The sequence below is a fragment of the Muribaculum sp. An289 genome, from assembly GCF_002159555.1.
GTDB lineage: Bacteria > Bacteroidota > Bacteroidia > Bacteroidales > UBA932 > Merdivivens > Merdivivens faecigallinarum.
The window spans coordinates 213416-229166 of sequence record NZ_NFIV01000002.1; the positions used below are offsets into that span (position 1 = coordinate 213416).

The window sequence follows — 15751 nt, forward strand, 5'->3', positions numbered from 1 at the left end:
GCCATGTGGACTTTCGGAAGACATCTCTCTCTTGAGGAAAGCGGAGTGTTCCGCGGCTTTACCGACTGCCATTCGCACATACTTCCGGGTGTGGACGATGGTGTGCGGACTATGGAAGAAGCCTTGGAGATATTGGCGCTGTATGAAAGGCTCGGAATCATTTCGGTATGGCTGACATCACATGTAATGGAGGATGTGCCCAATACACCGGCTGTTCTGAAAGAACGTTTTGCAGAGCTGTGCAATATATATAAAGGTAACATCTCCCTGCACCTCGCTTCGGAAAACATGTTGGACAGGCTGTTCGAGGAACGCCTTGCGCAGGGCGAACTGCTGCCGTGGGGATTTGAAGGCAACCGTCTTTTGGTCGAAACCTCGTATTTCAATCCTCCGGTGGATTTGTTCGGAATCATGGAACGGATCAAGGCGAAAGGATATTTTCCGATACTTGCCCATCCTGAAAGATATTCGTACATGAGTGACGGTGACTATGACCGTCTTAAGGATATGGGGACGGCTTTTCAGATGAACCTGCCTTCGCTCGCCGGCCTTTACGGGGAGCAGGTGCGCAAAAGGTCACGGTGGCTTCTGAAGAAGGGCTATGTGAACATGTTCGGCTCGGACATACACGGGCTCAGGATGTTCAGGCATACCATATCGGAAAAACTGTCATCGAAGACAATAAGTTTAATTAAAAATACATCAGTGCAATGAAAGCATGTTTCATGGGGTTGGGATACATAGGGCTCCCGACAGCGATTATCGCCGCAAAGCACGGCATTGAGGTTAAGGGCGTGGATATCAATCCGCAGGTCGTGGAAATGACCAATGCGGGGAAACTGCATATCATCGAGCCCGGTTTGGAAGATATGCTGAAGGAGGTAGTCTCTTCCGGAATGTTGACGGCATCGGTCGCCCCGGAAGTGTGCGATGCCTATTTCATGGTGGTTCCGACTCCTTTCAAAGGCAATCATGAGCCGGATGTTTCATACGTAGAGGCGGCTACGATGGCGGTGCTCCCGCTGTTGAAGGAAGGAGACCTTTACGTGATAGAGTCCACTTCGCCGATAGGTACGACCGAAGGCATGGCGAAGATTATTTTCGAAGAACGTCCGGAGCTTGAGGGCAAGATATACATTGCCTATTGTCCGGAAAGGGTGTTGCCGGGCAACGTAATATATGAATTGGTACACAACGACCGCGTAATCGGAGGCCTTACTCCGGAATCCACGGAAAAGGCTATAGGGTTCTACTCGCAGTTCGTACAGGGAACCTTGCACAGGACCAACTGCCGCACCGCGGAGATGTGCAAGCTGACAGAGAACTCCAGCCGCGATGTGCAGATAGCCTTTGCCAACGAGCTTTCGCTGATATGCGACAAGGCGGGAATCAATGTATGGGAACTCATCAGCCTTGCCAACAAGCATCCGCGCGTTAATATCCTCCAGCCGGGTTGCGGAGTGGGTGGACACTGCATAGCGGTCGACCCTTATTTTATCACTGCCGATTTTCCTGCGGAGTCCAAACTCATAGCTGATGCCCGGGAAATAAACAACTATAAGGCTTTCTGGTGCGCCGAGAAGGTAAAGAACGCCATGTTGGAGTTCGAGCTTCTGAACCATCGCAAACCGGTAGTCGCGATGATGGGACTTGCTTTCAAACCGAATATCGACGACTTGCGCGAATCCCCTGCAAAATACATCGTCACCAAGGTGATGCAGGGCTGCAACAATGCAAACATCCTCGTTGTGGAACCGAATGTCAAGGAGCACCATGTGTTCAAGCTGACCGACTACCGCGAGGCTTACGAAAAGGCCGATATCGTGGCTTTCCTTACCGCCCACGACCCGTTCAAGACCCTTGAATGGCGTAGCGACAAGGTGATACTGGATTTCTGCGGAATATTTAAGAGGTAAAGGGATATGAATATAGCGATAGTAGGTACAGGTTACGTAGGTTTGGTTTCAGGAACATGTTTCGCTGAAATGGGTATAGATGTGACCTGTGTCGATGTTAATGAAGAGAAAATAAAGTCTTTATTGCAAGGCCGGATTCCCATTTATGAACCGGGACTTGAAGACATGGTAAAGCGTAATGTCGAGGCCGGAAGGCTCCACTTTACTACGGATTTGCTTACATGCCTCGATAATGTCGAAGTAGTGTTCTGTGCGGTCGGTACTCCTCCGGACGAGGACGGCAGTGCGGATTTGCATTATGTGTTGAATGTGGCAAGGACTTTCGGGCAGAATATCAATAGATATACTGTTTTCGTAACCAAATCCACTGTTCCGGTAGGTACTGCTTTGAAGGTCAAGGCAGCAATTATGGAAGAACTTGCAAAAAGAGGTGCCGATGTGGAATTCGATGTGGCTTCCAATCCCGAATTTCTGAAAGAAGGTGCGGCCATAAAGGATTTCATGACCCCGGACAGGGTCGTTGTGGGTACTGACAGCGAGCGTGCGCAAAAACTGATAGCGAAGTTGTACAAGCCGTTCATGCTTAGCGGAGAGCGAATGATTTTTACAGACATACCTTCGGCTGAGATGATAAAATATGCTGCAAACTCGATGCTCGCTACACGTATTTCTTTCATGAATGATGTCGCAAACCTTTGCGAACTTGTGGGAGCCGATGTGAACATGGTGCGCAAAGGTATAGGAAGCGATACACGTATCGGAAAGAAATTCCTTTATCCGGGTTGCGGTTACGGCGGTTCATGTTTTCCTAAAGATGTGAAGGCGTTGATTAAGACAGCCGAGAAAAACGGTTATGAAATGCGCGTGCTGAAAGCCGTAGAAGACGTGAACGAGCATCAGAAAGGCATCCTCTTTGAAAAATTGGAAAAGCATTTCCGCGGGGATTTGAAAGGCAAGATTGTGGCCATGTGGGGACTTGCATTCAAGCCGGAAACGGACGATATGCGCGAAGCCCCTTCTTTGGTTCTGATAGACAGACTGACTAAAGCAGGATGTACGGTAAAGGTTTACGACCCGATTGCAATGGACGAATGCCGTCGCCGTATTGGTGACAAAGTAGTGTATTGCAAGGATATGTATGAGGCGGCCCTCGATGCCGATGCACTCATGCTCGTTACGGAATGGAAAGAGTTCCGTATGCCGAGCTTCGCAGTTTTAGGGAAAACGATGAAGCAGAAAGTCCTTATAGATGGCAGAAACATCTATGACAAGGAAGAACTGAATGAAAACGGTTTCGCTTATTATAAAATAGGTTAGTCTTATGAAAATATTGGTTACCGGTGCGGCTGGTTTTATAGGTTTCCATTTGGTAAAGCGGCTGTTGGAACGGGGGGATGAAGTCGTAGGAATAGACAATATCAATGATTATTATCCCGTAAGTCTTAAATATGCACGGCTTGCAGAATGCGGTATCGCTGAAGAAAAGATTGTCCAAGGCCATACGGTAGTAAGCAGCAAGTATGAGCATTACCGTTTTATGCGTGTCGATATCGAAGACAAGGAGGCTGTGCGCAGATTGTTCGAGACGGAGAGTTTCGATGCCATAATGAACCTTGCGGCGCAGGCCGGTGTCCGATATTCGATAGAAAATCCTTTCGCATACATTCAGAGCAATATCGTCGGCTTCCTGAACCTTTTGGAAGCGGCGAGGGCGTATCCTGTCAGACATTTCGTTTATGCTTCATCGAGTTCGGTCTACGGTGGAAATACGAAAGTCCCGTTCTCCGAAGACGACCGTGTGGACAACCCCGTATCGCTATATGCCGCCACAAAGAAATCCAATGAACTGATGGCGCATGTGTATTCGAAGTTGTATGGGATTCCTACTACGGGATTACGTTTCTTTACGGTTTATGGGCCATGGGGGAGACCTGACATGGCCCCTATGCTTTTTACAAAGGCCATAATGGCAGGAGAACCTATCAAGGTCTTCAACAACGGCGATTTGTCCCGTGATTTCACATATATTGACGATATAGTCGAAGGTGTTCTCAGGGTAATAGACAAGGCTCCGGTTTCTGAAATCCCGGCCGATGTGTACAATATCGGTTGCGGACATCCAATGCAGCTGATGGATTTCATCCATACGCTCGAAGATGCGATAGGCAGGAAGGCCGAGATGGTCATGCTGCCTATGCAGAAAGGGGATGTCTATACTACATACGCTGATACGGAGAAACTCGAACGGGTAATGGGCTACAAGGCCAGAACTTCTTTGAAAGAAGGGATAAGTGAATTTGTTAAGTGGTATAAGGGGTATTTTGAGAAATGACGAATTCATTAAAACCACGATATTTGGATGATGTTTCCGTCATACGAGTGATTTTAATCATACTACTCGTATTGTATCACTCATTTGCCATATTTAATGGTGCCTGGGATGCGCCCGATGGTTATTGTCAGATTCCAGCATATTGGTGGATAGCTTCTGCTTCATATAGTTTTATGCTGGAAATGTTCGTTTTTATCTCTGGATATTTATTTGGTTATCAGGTTAGAACAAAAGGGGAGACAATAATATCATTTAAGAATACCATATTGAAGAAGGCAAAACGTTTGTTATTGCCGTGCTTCTTTTTTGGGATTATTTATTATCTGATATTTTATGATTTAAAGGCTCCTGTTTTTGATATAGTTTATACCATAGTAAATGGCGCTGGGCATTTATGGTTTCTTCCGATGCTCTTTTGGTGTTTCGTTGCAATATTTGTAATAGAAAAGCTTAAAATCAAGCCATTTATTGTTTTCCCGCTATTAGTAGTGTGTTCGCTAATATCGTTTTTGCCGTTACCTTTTAGAATGACAAGTGCAATGTATTACCTGTTGTTTTTTTATACTGGGTATATTTTAAAGAAAAAAGACATAGACTTGTCAAGATTTTTTGAAGGCAAATATGCTGTATTTTCAATCTTTGCTTATATTATACTATTTGTGTCTTTTACGTTAATACGTGAACAGATAGCAAATTCTGCATGGGGGGGGGGAAGATTCAGGCTTATTATACAAAGTGTTAAAGATGTCTGCTCAAAAGGCATCGGTTCTTATTTATTCCTGGAGTGGAGTAATAATGACTTATATTACCGTAAATTGGCTTTTGATTAAAAATAAGATAAAAATATCGCAAAGTTTGATGAAGGTGAGCGCATTATGTTTCGGAGTATATATTTATCAGCAGTTTATCTTGAAATTGTTGTATTATGATTTCGGGTTTATGGAATCGGTATCTCCTTATATATTGCCTTGGATGGGGTTTGTAGTGGCGATTATTTTGTCCGTTTCATTTTCGTATCTTACGGTAAAGACAAAATTTGGTAGATTTTTAATTGGTTAGTGTCGTTATGGATAATTTATGGAAAAAAGACAAATTGCGTAAAGGGGCATGCCCTTGCTATCAGTATTGGTTCAGAAAAAGCCAATCAAGCAAGGGGGGGGGGTAAAATCTTTTGCCTCATAATGTTACGGATATGTAATTTTATGTATCATGTTGAAATCAGTTCTGCTGTAACCATAGGAGAAGGATTGTATATAGGACATCCGTATGGAATAACAATAAATCCGAATGCTATTATTGGAAAGAACTGTAATATACATAAAGGTGTTACTATCGGACAAGAGAATAGAGGAGAACGAAAGGGTGCTCCAGTTATTGGCGATAGCGTTTGGATAGGTGTAAATAGTACAATAGTAGGTAAAATAATGATAGGAGATGATGTGTTGATAGCTCCTAATACCTATGTAAATAAAGATATTCCCTCGCATTCGATAGTGTTTGGAAATCCATGTATTATTAAAAGCAAGGAAAACGCGACTGAAAATTATATAAATAATAAGATTTAAGGAATCTCTTATTAATGTCAAATCTTAACAATCAGGTAGTTACTGCTACAAAATGGTCTACTGTAACTGAAATAGCGGCCAAATTGGTTTCGCCGATATCTACGATGGTATTGGCGAGATTGCTTACACCCGATGCTTTCGGTGTGTTGGTAACGGCAACCATGGTCATTAGTTTTGCAGAGATTTTTACCGATGCAGGTTTCCAGAAGTATCTGATTCAGCATAAATTTAAAAGTACAGATGATTTATACAGATCCACGACTGTGGCATTCTGGTCCAATCTTACTTTGTCTTTGGTTATATGGTTCGGAATAATATTATTTGCAGAACCTATAGCCATTTTGGTCGGTAGTGAAGGACACGGAGATGTTATTGCGGTTTCATGTTTTTGTATTCCATTAGCCGCATTTTCAAGTATTCAAATGGCTCTGTATAAGCGCAATCTGGACTTCAAAACGCTGTTTTTGGTGCGAATTATCGGAGTGTTGATTCCTTTAGTAGTTACAATCCCGCTTGCTTATTTTACGCGCAGTTATTGGTCTTTGATCATAGGAATGATAGCTTTGAATCTTTCAAACGCAATCATTTTGACAATAAAATCCCCATGGAAACCCAAGTGGTTCTATAGTTTCAAGCTGTTGAAAGAAATGTTTTCTTTCACCGTGTGGTCGATGATTGAAGCTATAAGTATCTGGCTTACAGGCTATGTGGATATATTTATAGTTGGAACGATGCTTAACGAGCATTATTTGGGAATATATAGAACTTCGATGTCTACGGTCGGTCAGATTATGGGGCTGATAACGGCTGCCACGACTCCGGTACTCTTTTCTTCTCTATCCAAATTACAGGACGATGATGCCGGTCTGAAAAAAATGTTCTTTTCATTTCAGAAATTGGTCGGAATTCTGGTTATCCCTTTAGGCGTGGGAATCTTTTTGTTTCAGGATTTGATAACCACTATATTGTTGGGAAATCAATGGCACGAAGCTGCACATTTTATCGGTTTGTGGGGATTGACAAGTGCCGTGACAATCGTTTTATCACATTATTGCAGTGAGCTTTATAGGGCGAAAGGGAAACCGAAATTGTCGGTACTTATGCAGGCTTGTCATTTATGTTTTTTAATCCCAGCAATTATGATTGCAGTGGATTATGGCTTTAATGTTTTATGTGATGTACGTTCAATAATAAGACTTACGGCCATATTGATTAATGCAGTAATAATATATATAGTTTTAAGGATATCGTTTAGTTCAATGATAAAAAATATCATGCCGTCAATTGTCGCTGCTATTGTTATGTCTGGATTTGTTTTGCTAATTCATGCAAATACGAATGACAGTATAATTTTACAAATTGTTTTTTGTGGAATATCCGCTGCTATATATTTTATCATATTATTATTGTTCCCGAAAGAAAGAGATATTGTTTTTAACCTAAAAAAATATTTAGTTAGGAAATAATATGAAATCTCCATTATTTTATTTGAAAAATATTAATTATACTAGAAAACTTTTTTTAAATATTTTTAAAATGTGGTTTTCTGATGTGTTATATCTTAAGCTTTTGTATAATTTTAATTTTAATAAATCGCTTAATTTAAAAAATCCGCAAACTTTTTCAGAAAAAATACAATGGTTGAAACTTTACAATAGGAAGTCGGAATATACCCAATTGGTTGATAAAGCTGAAGTCAAGCAATATGTAAAACAAGTCATTGGAGAAGAATATGTTATTCCAACTTATCATATATGGAATACGCTTGATGAAATAGATATAAAATTATTACCTGATAAATTTGTCTTGAAAACAACAGGCGGAGGTGGAAGTACCGGGGTAGTAATTTGTAATGACAAAAATCAATTTGATTATAGCCTAGCAAAAAGAAAACTAAAAAAGTCATCCGAAAATAATATATATAATAATTTCAGAGAATGGCCATATAAAAATGTACGGCCTCGTTTTATTGCAGAACAATTGCTTGAAATGCCGGACGGTTCAGATTTAATGGATTATAAGTTTTTCTGCTTTAATGGAGAACCAAAATATTGTCAGGTAATATCTGGAAGAAATGATGTGATGTCGATAGATTTTTTCGACATGGAATGGGTACATCAGCCATTTCATGAGCCTCGAAATTTTCCATTTGCAGAAGTTTGTCCATCTAAGCCACTCAATTTTGATTTAATGAGGGATTTGTCTCGAAAGTTAGCTGATAATATCCCATTTGTCAGAATAGATTTTTATAATATAAGTGGAAAGATTTATTTTAGTGAAATAACTTTCTTTCCTACATCCGGTTTAGGCGGATTTTCTCCTGAAGAGTGGGATTTGAAATTTGGGCGAATGATTAATTTACCATCAAAATGCTGAAATTAATTAATTATTTTTTCTTAGCATATATTTTAGTTAAGCCAGGACTTGGTTTTTTGTTTTATTCTATAGATGGAGCCGGTAGAATCAGTATTTTACTTGGTATATTGATTTTGTTGTTAAATATAAATAACATCGAATTTAGAAAAGTCTTAAAATCTACTCCTGTGCTAATATGGGGATTATGGGGCATATATACAGCAGTAAACTGGCTGTTTCATAGAGTAGAGAGCGTACAAGTCCCATGGATTTTTATTGGGAATCAGATTTTTTTGGTATGGATTGCCATGGTTGTTGTTACATATGAATGCAGGAGAAATTACCAGACTACATTAAAATTCATTTTATCGTGTTTTGTCATCTATGTGATTTTTGGATTGTTATTTCAAAGAGATACCATTTATCCGTCGGGTAGAGGCGGTGCGGCCTTGGGAAATGTACTCCCTTTAACATCATTAAGTATGGTTGCTACGGCCGTCTTCATGTATGTGAAGAAATGGCTCACGTTAAAAAATCTGGTAATAATTATTATATTGTCATTGGCTGCAATTTTATTTGTTGCAACGAGAAAGGCCTTGGGTGGATTATTAATTTTGTTATTCTTTTTATTAATAACAAAATATCCTTTGAATAACGTAAAAAATTTTTTAAGTTTGATATTTGGATTATTGGTTTTCTATGTCGGATTGTCTTTTATGCTGGATAATACTATACTGGGCGAAAGGATGCATGGGATAGATGAATCGGCAAACCAATTTAATACTTCAAATTTGAGGATATTAAATTTTTTAGGTGATAGGGCTTATTTTTATATTAAAGGTTGGGAAATATTCAAGGAGCATCCATTGACAGGAATAGGTATCAACAATTTTATGTATATCGATAAGTTAAAGTTGCCTTTTCATACGGAATATATGGCTCAGTTAGCAGAAAACGGGATAATAGGAACTATCTTATATGTGTTGTTTTATTTCAATATATTTAGGCAAATAATCAAAACACGGAAATATCATATAATTGGCAATGAATATTGGCCGTATCTGGGATGGATGTTCGCAGTGTTGTTTATTTCATTAACTGCATGGGTATATTCTTTTGTCCATTATTATATAGTGTTTGGGTTAGTTATAGGTGGTATACAAAAAAGTTTAATAGATTATGAGAAAAATAGTACATATAATCAGTGGAATCGGCGGCGGTGGTAGGGAGCGTCGAATGGGGCAATTGGTGTTAGGATTATTGACTGAAGATTTTGCAGAGCAACATATTATTTATTTTTCCGATTCAAACAATAAATATCAAGAGATAGTCAATAGTGGCGCAAAATTGCATTTATTGAAATATACTAATCGTTTTGACTTAATAATTAGATTGTTAAAAACGTTAAAAGATATTTCCCCCTTTATAGTCCATGTATGGACGGAGATACCGATCATTCTTTTTACTGTTTCTTTAGGTAGATTTTTGTTGAATTATAAACTTATTATAGGGTTTCTTGCAGATGGGAATAGCATAAAGAGTAAATTGGCTTTATTTGTGGCGAAGTTCTCATACAGTTGTTCAAATGCAGTCGTGAGTAATTCCATAGCAGGCTTGAAAGCAAAAGAAGCCCCTGCGAAGAAGTCGCATGTCATTTACAATGGCTTTGATTTCCATCGTATAGGAGGAAAATCATTTGATAAGGATTCATTTGTGAAAGCATACAATATAGACAAACCATATTCAATATGCATGGTAGCCCGTTTCTCTCCGGCAAAAGATTGGGATATGTTTTTGAATTTGGCAAAACAAATGACTAAAATACGTTCAGATATTTTATTTATAGCCATAGGCAGCGGTGAACAGTTAGAGTCTTATGAAAGTAAGAGCAGAGATGAAGGTATAGATAATATCAGATTCTTGGGGGAAAGAAACGATGTGGAAAAGATAATAGAATTTTGTGACATCTCCGTGTTGTTTACAAATGATAATGTTCACGCCGAGGGAGTCTCAAATACCATAATGGAAACAATGGCAGTAGGCAAGCCGATAATTGCGACCAAGGGTGGTGGAACGGCTGAAATCATAGAGAATGGAGTGAATGGATATATAGTTGCTCCTAAAGATATTGCTTCAGCAATTGACATAATAATTAATTTGTTGTCCGATGCGAATACTTATGAAAGGATATCAAGAAACGCAATTGATACTATAAAGACTAAATTCTTATTAACAGACAAAACGAAAGAATATATTAACATGTATAATTCTTTATAAGTATGAAAATAATTCAAATAATCTATTCTCTTTCCTCCGGTGGTGCGGAAAGATTCGTAGTGGATCTTTCCAATGAATTAGCCAATATGGGACATGACGTTACAGTTTGCATGCTGTTAGAAGATAATAATACGAGATTGACATTTAACAAGAAATTTATTAATAACAATGTGAAATTCCATGCGATGAATTTCGATAAAGGATTTTCTATTCATAAGTCTGATTTGTTACAGGCCTATATTAAGAAAGAAAATCCTGATATAGTGCACTGTCATTTGAATGTAATTCCGTATGTTTTCCGATTGTGTCTATTTTACAGGCATATTAAGTTTTTCCATACTTTACACAGTATCGCTGAATATACATTCGATTCGAAATTGCAATATTATTTTAATAAATTTTATTATAAATTAAATCTTATAAGGCCAATTTGTATATCAAAGTTGTGTCAGAAATCATACGAGGATCTATATAATCTTTTTAATGCACCTGTAATTAATAATGGACGGGCCATGCCTGTGGTTTCAAATAAATTTTTAGCTGTAAAAAAAGAAGTTGAATGTTTAAAAAAAAATACTACATCGCCTGTTTTTATTCATGTTGCCAGATTTTCACCTGAAAAAAATCAACAGATGTTAATTGACTCTTTTAATGCTTTATTTGAAGAAGGGATTGATTTTGTATTGTTGGTCATAGGTAGTGGATATGATAGCGAAACAGGTAAACAATTGCAAAAACAAGCATGTAAGAATGTCTATTTCCTATGTGAAAAAGATAACGTATGTGATTATATGTTGTGTGCTGATGCCTTTTGTTTAACTTCAAATTATGAAGGATTATCAATAACTCTTTTAGAGGCGTTGGCATGTGGTTTAACACCTATTTGTACATCTGTGGGTGGAATACCTGATGTTATAGAAGATGACATAACAGGGTACTTATCCCCAAATCAAAATGTTGGGTTATATGTAAAGAATTTAAAAAGATTTATGACAAGACCATTAAATAAAGATTATTTGATTAATTATTATAAAGAAAATTATAGTATGGATATATGTGCAAAAAAGTATGAGAAAGAATATATTAAAAGTACATGTTGCAAGAATAATTAATGTGATTATTTATGAATGTATCATAGGAAAATTAACTAAATTTTGGATATGAGTAAAATTATATTTATCGGCGGTATAGGGCATAAAAATGAGTTTGGTGGAGAACTTACAAAAAATAAAATGATAGTAAGTTATCTCAAGGATGAGGGATATAGATTAAAATTAGTTGATACTCATAATGCAAAGCAACGTCCATGGAATATATTATTATTACCATTATATTTTCTTCTGTATCCAAAGGCAGAACTCATTATATCGACTTCATTAGATAATGTTATTTCACTTTTAAAAATTTTAAAGGTATTAAAGACCAATAGAAATGTAGTTTATTGGGGGATAGGCGGATCTTTTCCTAAAAGGATAAAAGAAGGTTTGATAGATAAAGAATTATTGTCGGTATTTAGCATAATAATTGTCGAGGGGCATTCTATGAAAGATACGCTTCTGGAATGCGGTTTTAAAAATGTTATTGTATGCCCAAATTTTAAGAAAATCTTTTATATTCCAACGCCGATAAAACCTCAGATTCCGAAATTTGTGTTTTTATCAAGAATTCAACCAGAAAAAGGTGTGCAATTTATATTAGATGTGGCTAAGAAATTGAATAAGGATGGTTTGGAAAACAAGTATGTAATCGATTTTTATGGAGGAATTTCCTCTGATTTTTCTGCACAATTCGATGATGAGTTGAAACCTTTTAGCAATGTAAATTATAAAGGAACTTTAAATCTGAACTCTAAAGAAGGATATGATCTTTTATCTTCGTATTCAGCAATGTTATTTCCTACTATTTGGTCCGGTGAAGGTTTCCCGGGAGTTATTATAGATGCATATATTTCAGGTTTGCCGGTAATTGCGACCGATTGGAGTTTAAATAAAGAATTTATAATTGACGGTAAAACCGGCTTCATTCTTCCTGTAGATGATGTAGAAAATAATATGTATTTGGTTATGCTTTCAATAATAAATAAACAAGTAGATATTGGGGCCATGTCTGATGAATGCCAAGCACAAGTTAAAAAATATGATGTGAACAATGCTATAAAATATTCAGGAATCCAATCTTATATATAACAATTAATTCTGTCTTTTATGTCATATCTTTCGTACGCAAAAAAAATAGTCAAACAGACAAAGTTCGGCAGTCAATTGATGTCTATTTTTCCAAAAAGGATTACATACGGTTCGCTTTATCCTCAAATCGTTCAATTGTATAAATGGAGAGAATCTAATGAAAATACTAGGATAGAAGAGTTTATGAGAGCTCGGATGGTGTTGACATTAAATAATGCATTGAAGAACGTGCCATGGTATGCAAAAAATGTCACAATAGATCCGTTGTCAATTAATATTAATAATGTATATGATAAACTCATGCAATTTCCATATACAGATAAAAAAACTGTAATGGATAATTGGCAGGATTTTCAAAACGTAAATATCCCGAAAGCAAAATTGAAGTTCGGTTCCACGGAGGGAACAACAGGACAAGGTGTGGTAATCTCAGGTACATTCAACGATACGATAGTTTCAAAGATTTTTTTTGAACAGGATTTGAAAACTATTAGGTATGATTTTCTTAAATCAAAAATCTTAAGAATTGGCTTAGATGCTTTGAAAAAAGAAGATGAATATCCGATAGAAATACGAGGGAACAGGTGTTTCGTTTCACCTATTCATTTAAATGAGAAGTGGATGCCGGAAATTGTAAAAAAAACTTATGAATACCACCCTGAAGTTATTCATTCATATCCATCCTTATTGTATCAATATGCTTCATATATTGTTGATAATAATATAGAGCCATTAAATGTAAAATGTCTTTTCCTGGCATCGGATACATTTTTATACCATCATTATCTAACATTTAAAAAAGCATTTCCGGATGCTATGATTTATTGTATTTACGGTATGTCCGAGAGAGTGTTGTTGGGCGTGGCAAAAATTGATGAGGAGCATCAATCGATAGGGTATCAGCTCAATCCTTTTTTTGGTTATGCGGAAAATTTTAGAAATGCAGATGGAAATTATGAATTGGTAGGTACTGGTTATTGGATGGAGGCAATGCCGTTTATTCGGTATAAAACGAATGATTTTGGTAAAATCAATTCAACTGGATATATTGAAAAGTTGGAAGGTCGTGGTAATTCATACCTGACAACCAAAAAAGGTTATAAAATTGCCGGTATATCGGTTTTGTCTTTCGAGGATTATTATTGGGATTATATTAAATCTATACAATTGATCCAAAAACAGCACGGCGATCTGATTCTAAGAGTTGTGCCTAAAGAAAATTATAATCCCGAAATAGGGTGTCGTATGATATCCGATATGGAGAAAACTTGGCCAGGGTTGTTCGATTATTCAATAGAAACAGCTGACACTCCGATAAAAGGTCGCTCTTTGAAAGCAAATAGTATTATTGTTGAAAGTTAGAACCATAGTTAATTAGGGACTGTCGTAAAAAAGGTGAAAACTTTCCAACAAATTGATTGATTGATAATAAATTAGTAACTTAGTTGAAGATAAAAAAGATACCTCCAACTAACTGCCCTGGCAAAGCTGATTTTGGAGGTATCACAAAAATTAATCTGCATGGCTAAGGTACAAAATTTCTCTGGAATAACCCCCGATCTTCCGTTTACGGAGTATGATTTTTATGATCAGTACAGGCAGACATTCGAGAAGAGCGAACTGGGAAGGATCAGGCGGAAGCTTCCTTTGCATGAGATGGCGGAGAACTTAGGGCTGACAAGGAAGAGCATGAGAGTGAAGCGAGGACACAGGTCGTATTTTACGCCGGAGGGAAAGGTTGCGCTGATGTTCCTGAAAATGTACACGGGACTGAGCAGTCCGAAACTGATGGAACAGTTGAATGGGAATCTCCACTACCAGTTGTTCTGCGATGTGAGGATAAACCCGAGCATCCACTGACGAACTACAAGCTCCTTGACGATGTGTTTTCAGAACCTGCCGGCGGACTGAAGATCCAACAGCATCAGGAGATACTGGCGAGGGCCTGGAAGCCCTACATGAAGGAACTGGAGACGATGTACACGGATTCGACCTGCTACGAGAGCGAGATGCGATACCTGACTGATCCGAAGCTGCTGTGGGAAGGGATAGAGAAGGCCAACCTCGTGTACAAGAAGCGGCGCAAACGTACGAAGCCGATGATATAAAAAAGATGAGTTCAAACGGGAAAATACAGGGACAGTCTGCCGGGTGACTCATAATGACGGAATTAAACGACAGTATATAATTGCGAATAAGCAAAAAAAAACACTTTATGGCTTCAAGTGTAGCGAAGAATATGAAAGAAATACTAAAGAAATATATTTAAGGAAAAATGAATGCCATTAAATTGTACCGTGTAATGCGGTCTTTATATTTACATAAAGTTCCGCTATTGCCTAAATTTATCCAGTTATTGATATTCATAATATATAATAGCAAAGTTACCGGTGATTCATCAATCGGTAAAGGAACGTATTTTGTGTGTAATGGGATTAGTACAGTGGTAATACCTGGAACAACAATCGGTGATAATTGTGTTTTAGGTTTAAGGTTTTCGACAGTTAGAAAGTTTCCATATAAGGAAGTACCCAAATTAGGAAATAATGTTTGGTGTGGTCCTAATGTTGTGATAGCAGGTCCTGTTATTATAGATGACGATGTAATAATTGCTGCAAATTCTTTTGTTGATAAAAGTGTCCCGAAAGGTGCTATCGTGGCAGGTACTCCGGCTAAAATAATTGGTTGGAGGAAGGATTTGGATTATAAAATTGAAGAAAATCCTAAATATAAAGAAGGAATAATGCCATATCTTAAAGTATTAAAATAAATTTGACATGAATGAAGAATGTGTTATTGCGGAAAATATAAAGCAACTACGTGAAGTTAACGGCTTTTCACAGGATAATATTGCAGATTTTTTAGGAATAAATCATTCGATATATTCTGATTATGAGGTGGGAAAGCAGGAATTGCCGCTTGACTTAATGGAGAGATTAGCTGACTTGTATGGCTGTGAAGTGTGGTCGTTGTACGAAGATGATATTGATATGACAAAGGCTATGAGCACATCTCCATTTAAGATAAGTGATCTTTCACCTGAAGATATGTCGCAAATTGCTGATTTCAAACGAATCGTCAGGAATTACACGAAAATGGAAATACTGTTGGAAAACTAAT

Annotated in this window: 17 protein-coding genes; all 17 read left to right on the forward strand. The window is 37.7% G+C overall.

What is annotated here, in order from left to right; genetic code table 11:
- The first annotated feature begins 3 nt into the window (after positions 1–3).
- The 17 genes from B5F83_RS02495 to B5F83_RS02575 all read left to right on the forward strand — a co-directional run bounded on the left by B5F83_RS02495 (position 4) and on the right by B5F83_RS02575 (position 15750).
- Positions 4–714: a CpsB/CapC family capsule biosynthesis tyrosine phosphatase gene (locus B5F83_RS02495; RefSeq protein ID WP_087275184.1), complete on the forward strand. Its 711-nt coding sequence runs from the start codon at positions 4–6 to the stop codon at positions 712–714.
- Positions 711–1916 carry a UDP-N-acetyl-D-mannosamine dehydrogenase gene (gene wecC / locus B5F83_RS02500; protein WP_087275183.1) on the forward strand — a complete coding sequence of 402 codons (1206 nt, stop codon included), beginning with the start codon at positions 711–713 and terminating at the stop codon, positions 1914–1916. Before B5F83_RS02495 ends, wecC begins: the two co-directional genes overlap by 4 nt.
- 6 nt (positions 1917–1922) lie before the next feature.
- Positions 1923–3233 (forward strand): UDP-glucose/GDP-mannose dehydrogenase family protein, encoded by a 1311-nt coding sequence (locus B5F83_RS02505; RefSeq protein WP_087275181.1) that lies wholly within the window; start codon positions 1923–1925, stop codon positions 3231–3233.
- A gap of 4 nt (positions 3234–3237) precedes the next feature.
- On the forward strand, positions 3238–4248 hold the full coding sequence (locus B5F83_RS02510) for an NAD-dependent epimerase (RefSeq protein ID WP_087275179.1): 1011 nt from the start codon (positions 3238–3240) through the stop codon (positions 4246–4248).
- Positions 4249–4271: 23 nt separating this feature from the next.
- Complete coding sequence (locus tag B5F83_RS02515) at positions 4272–5078, forward strand: acyltransferase family protein (RefSeq protein ID WP_158094128.1); 807 nt, start codon at positions 4272–4274, stop codon at positions 5076–5078.
- 372 nt (positions 5079–5450) lie between these two features.
- Entirely contained in the window at positions 5451–5813 is a 363-nt protein-coding gene (locus tag B5F83_RS02525) for a serine acetyltransferase (RefSeq protein ID WP_204207306.1), read from the forward strand.
- A gap of 14 nt (positions 5814–5827) precedes the next feature.
- Positions 5828–7279 carry a lipopolysaccharide biosynthesis protein gene (locus tag B5F83_RS02530; protein WP_087275172.1) on the forward strand — a complete coding sequence of 484 codons (1452 nt, stop codon included), beginning with the start codon at positions 5828–5830 and terminating at the stop codon, positions 7277–7279.
- A 1-nt stretch (position 7280) separates the two neighbouring features.
- Positions 7281–8189 carry an ATP-grasp fold amidoligase family protein gene (locus B5F83_RS02535; RefSeq protein ID WP_204207308.1) on the forward strand — a complete coding sequence of 303 codons (909 nt, stop codon included), beginning with the start codon at positions 7281–7283 and terminating at the stop codon, positions 8187–8189.
- Complete coding sequence (locus tag B5F83_RS02540; RefSeq protein ID WP_087275170.1) at positions 8183–9394, forward strand: O-antigen ligase family protein; 1212 nt, start codon at positions 8183–8185, stop codon at positions 9392–9394. The genes B5F83_RS02535 and B5F83_RS02540 overlap by 7 nt, the downstream gene beginning before the upstream one ends.
- Entirely contained in the window at positions 9348–10445 is a 1098-nt protein-coding gene (locus B5F83_RS02545; protein ID WP_087275169.1) for a glycosyltransferase, read from the forward strand. The genes B5F83_RS02540 and B5F83_RS02545 overlap by 47 nt, the downstream gene beginning before the upstream one ends.
- Before the next feature lie 2 nt (positions 10446–10447).
- Positions 10448–11557: a glycosyltransferase gene (locus B5F83_RS02550; protein WP_087275167.1), complete on the forward strand. Its 1110-nt coding sequence runs from the start codon at positions 10448–10450 to the stop codon at positions 11555–11557.
- 48 nt (positions 11558–11605) lie between these two features.
- On the forward strand, positions 11606–12631 hold the full coding sequence (locus B5F83_RS02555) for a glycosyltransferase (RefSeq protein WP_087275165.1): 1026 nt from the start codon (positions 11606–11608) through the stop codon (positions 12629–12631).
- Between the two features lie 18 nt (positions 12632–12649).
- Positions 12650–13993 carry a hypothetical protein gene (locus B5F83_RS02560; protein ID WP_087275163.1) on the forward strand — a complete coding sequence of 448 codons (1344 nt, stop codon included), beginning with the start codon at positions 12650–12652 and terminating at the stop codon, positions 13991–13993.
- 159 nt (positions 13994–14152) lie between these two features.
- Positions 14153–14491 carry a transposase gene (locus B5F83_RS10770; RefSeq protein ID WP_239383806.1) on the forward strand — a complete coding sequence of 113 codons (339 nt, stop codon included), beginning with the start codon at positions 14153–14155 and terminating at the stop codon, positions 14489–14491.
- Between the two features lie 23 nt (positions 14492–14514).
- Positions 14515–14739, forward strand: coding sequence for a hypothetical protein (locus B5F83_RS10775; protein ID WP_239383807.1), 225 nt, complete (start codon positions 14515–14517; stop codon positions 14737–14739).
- A gap of 248 nt (positions 14740–14987) precedes the next feature.
- A complete protein-coding gene (locus B5F83_RS02570; protein ID WP_239383808.1) occupies positions 14988–15401 on the forward strand; it encodes a DapH/DapD/GlmU-related protein in 414 nt (137 codons plus the stop codon).
- Between the two features lie 7 nt (positions 15402–15408).
- Positions 15409–15750, forward strand: a complete 342-nt coding sequence (locus B5F83_RS02575; RefSeq protein WP_087275159.1) for a helix-turn-helix transcriptional regulator — start codon at positions 15409–15411, stop codon at positions 15748–15750.
- Position 15751: the final 1 nt, after the last annotated feature.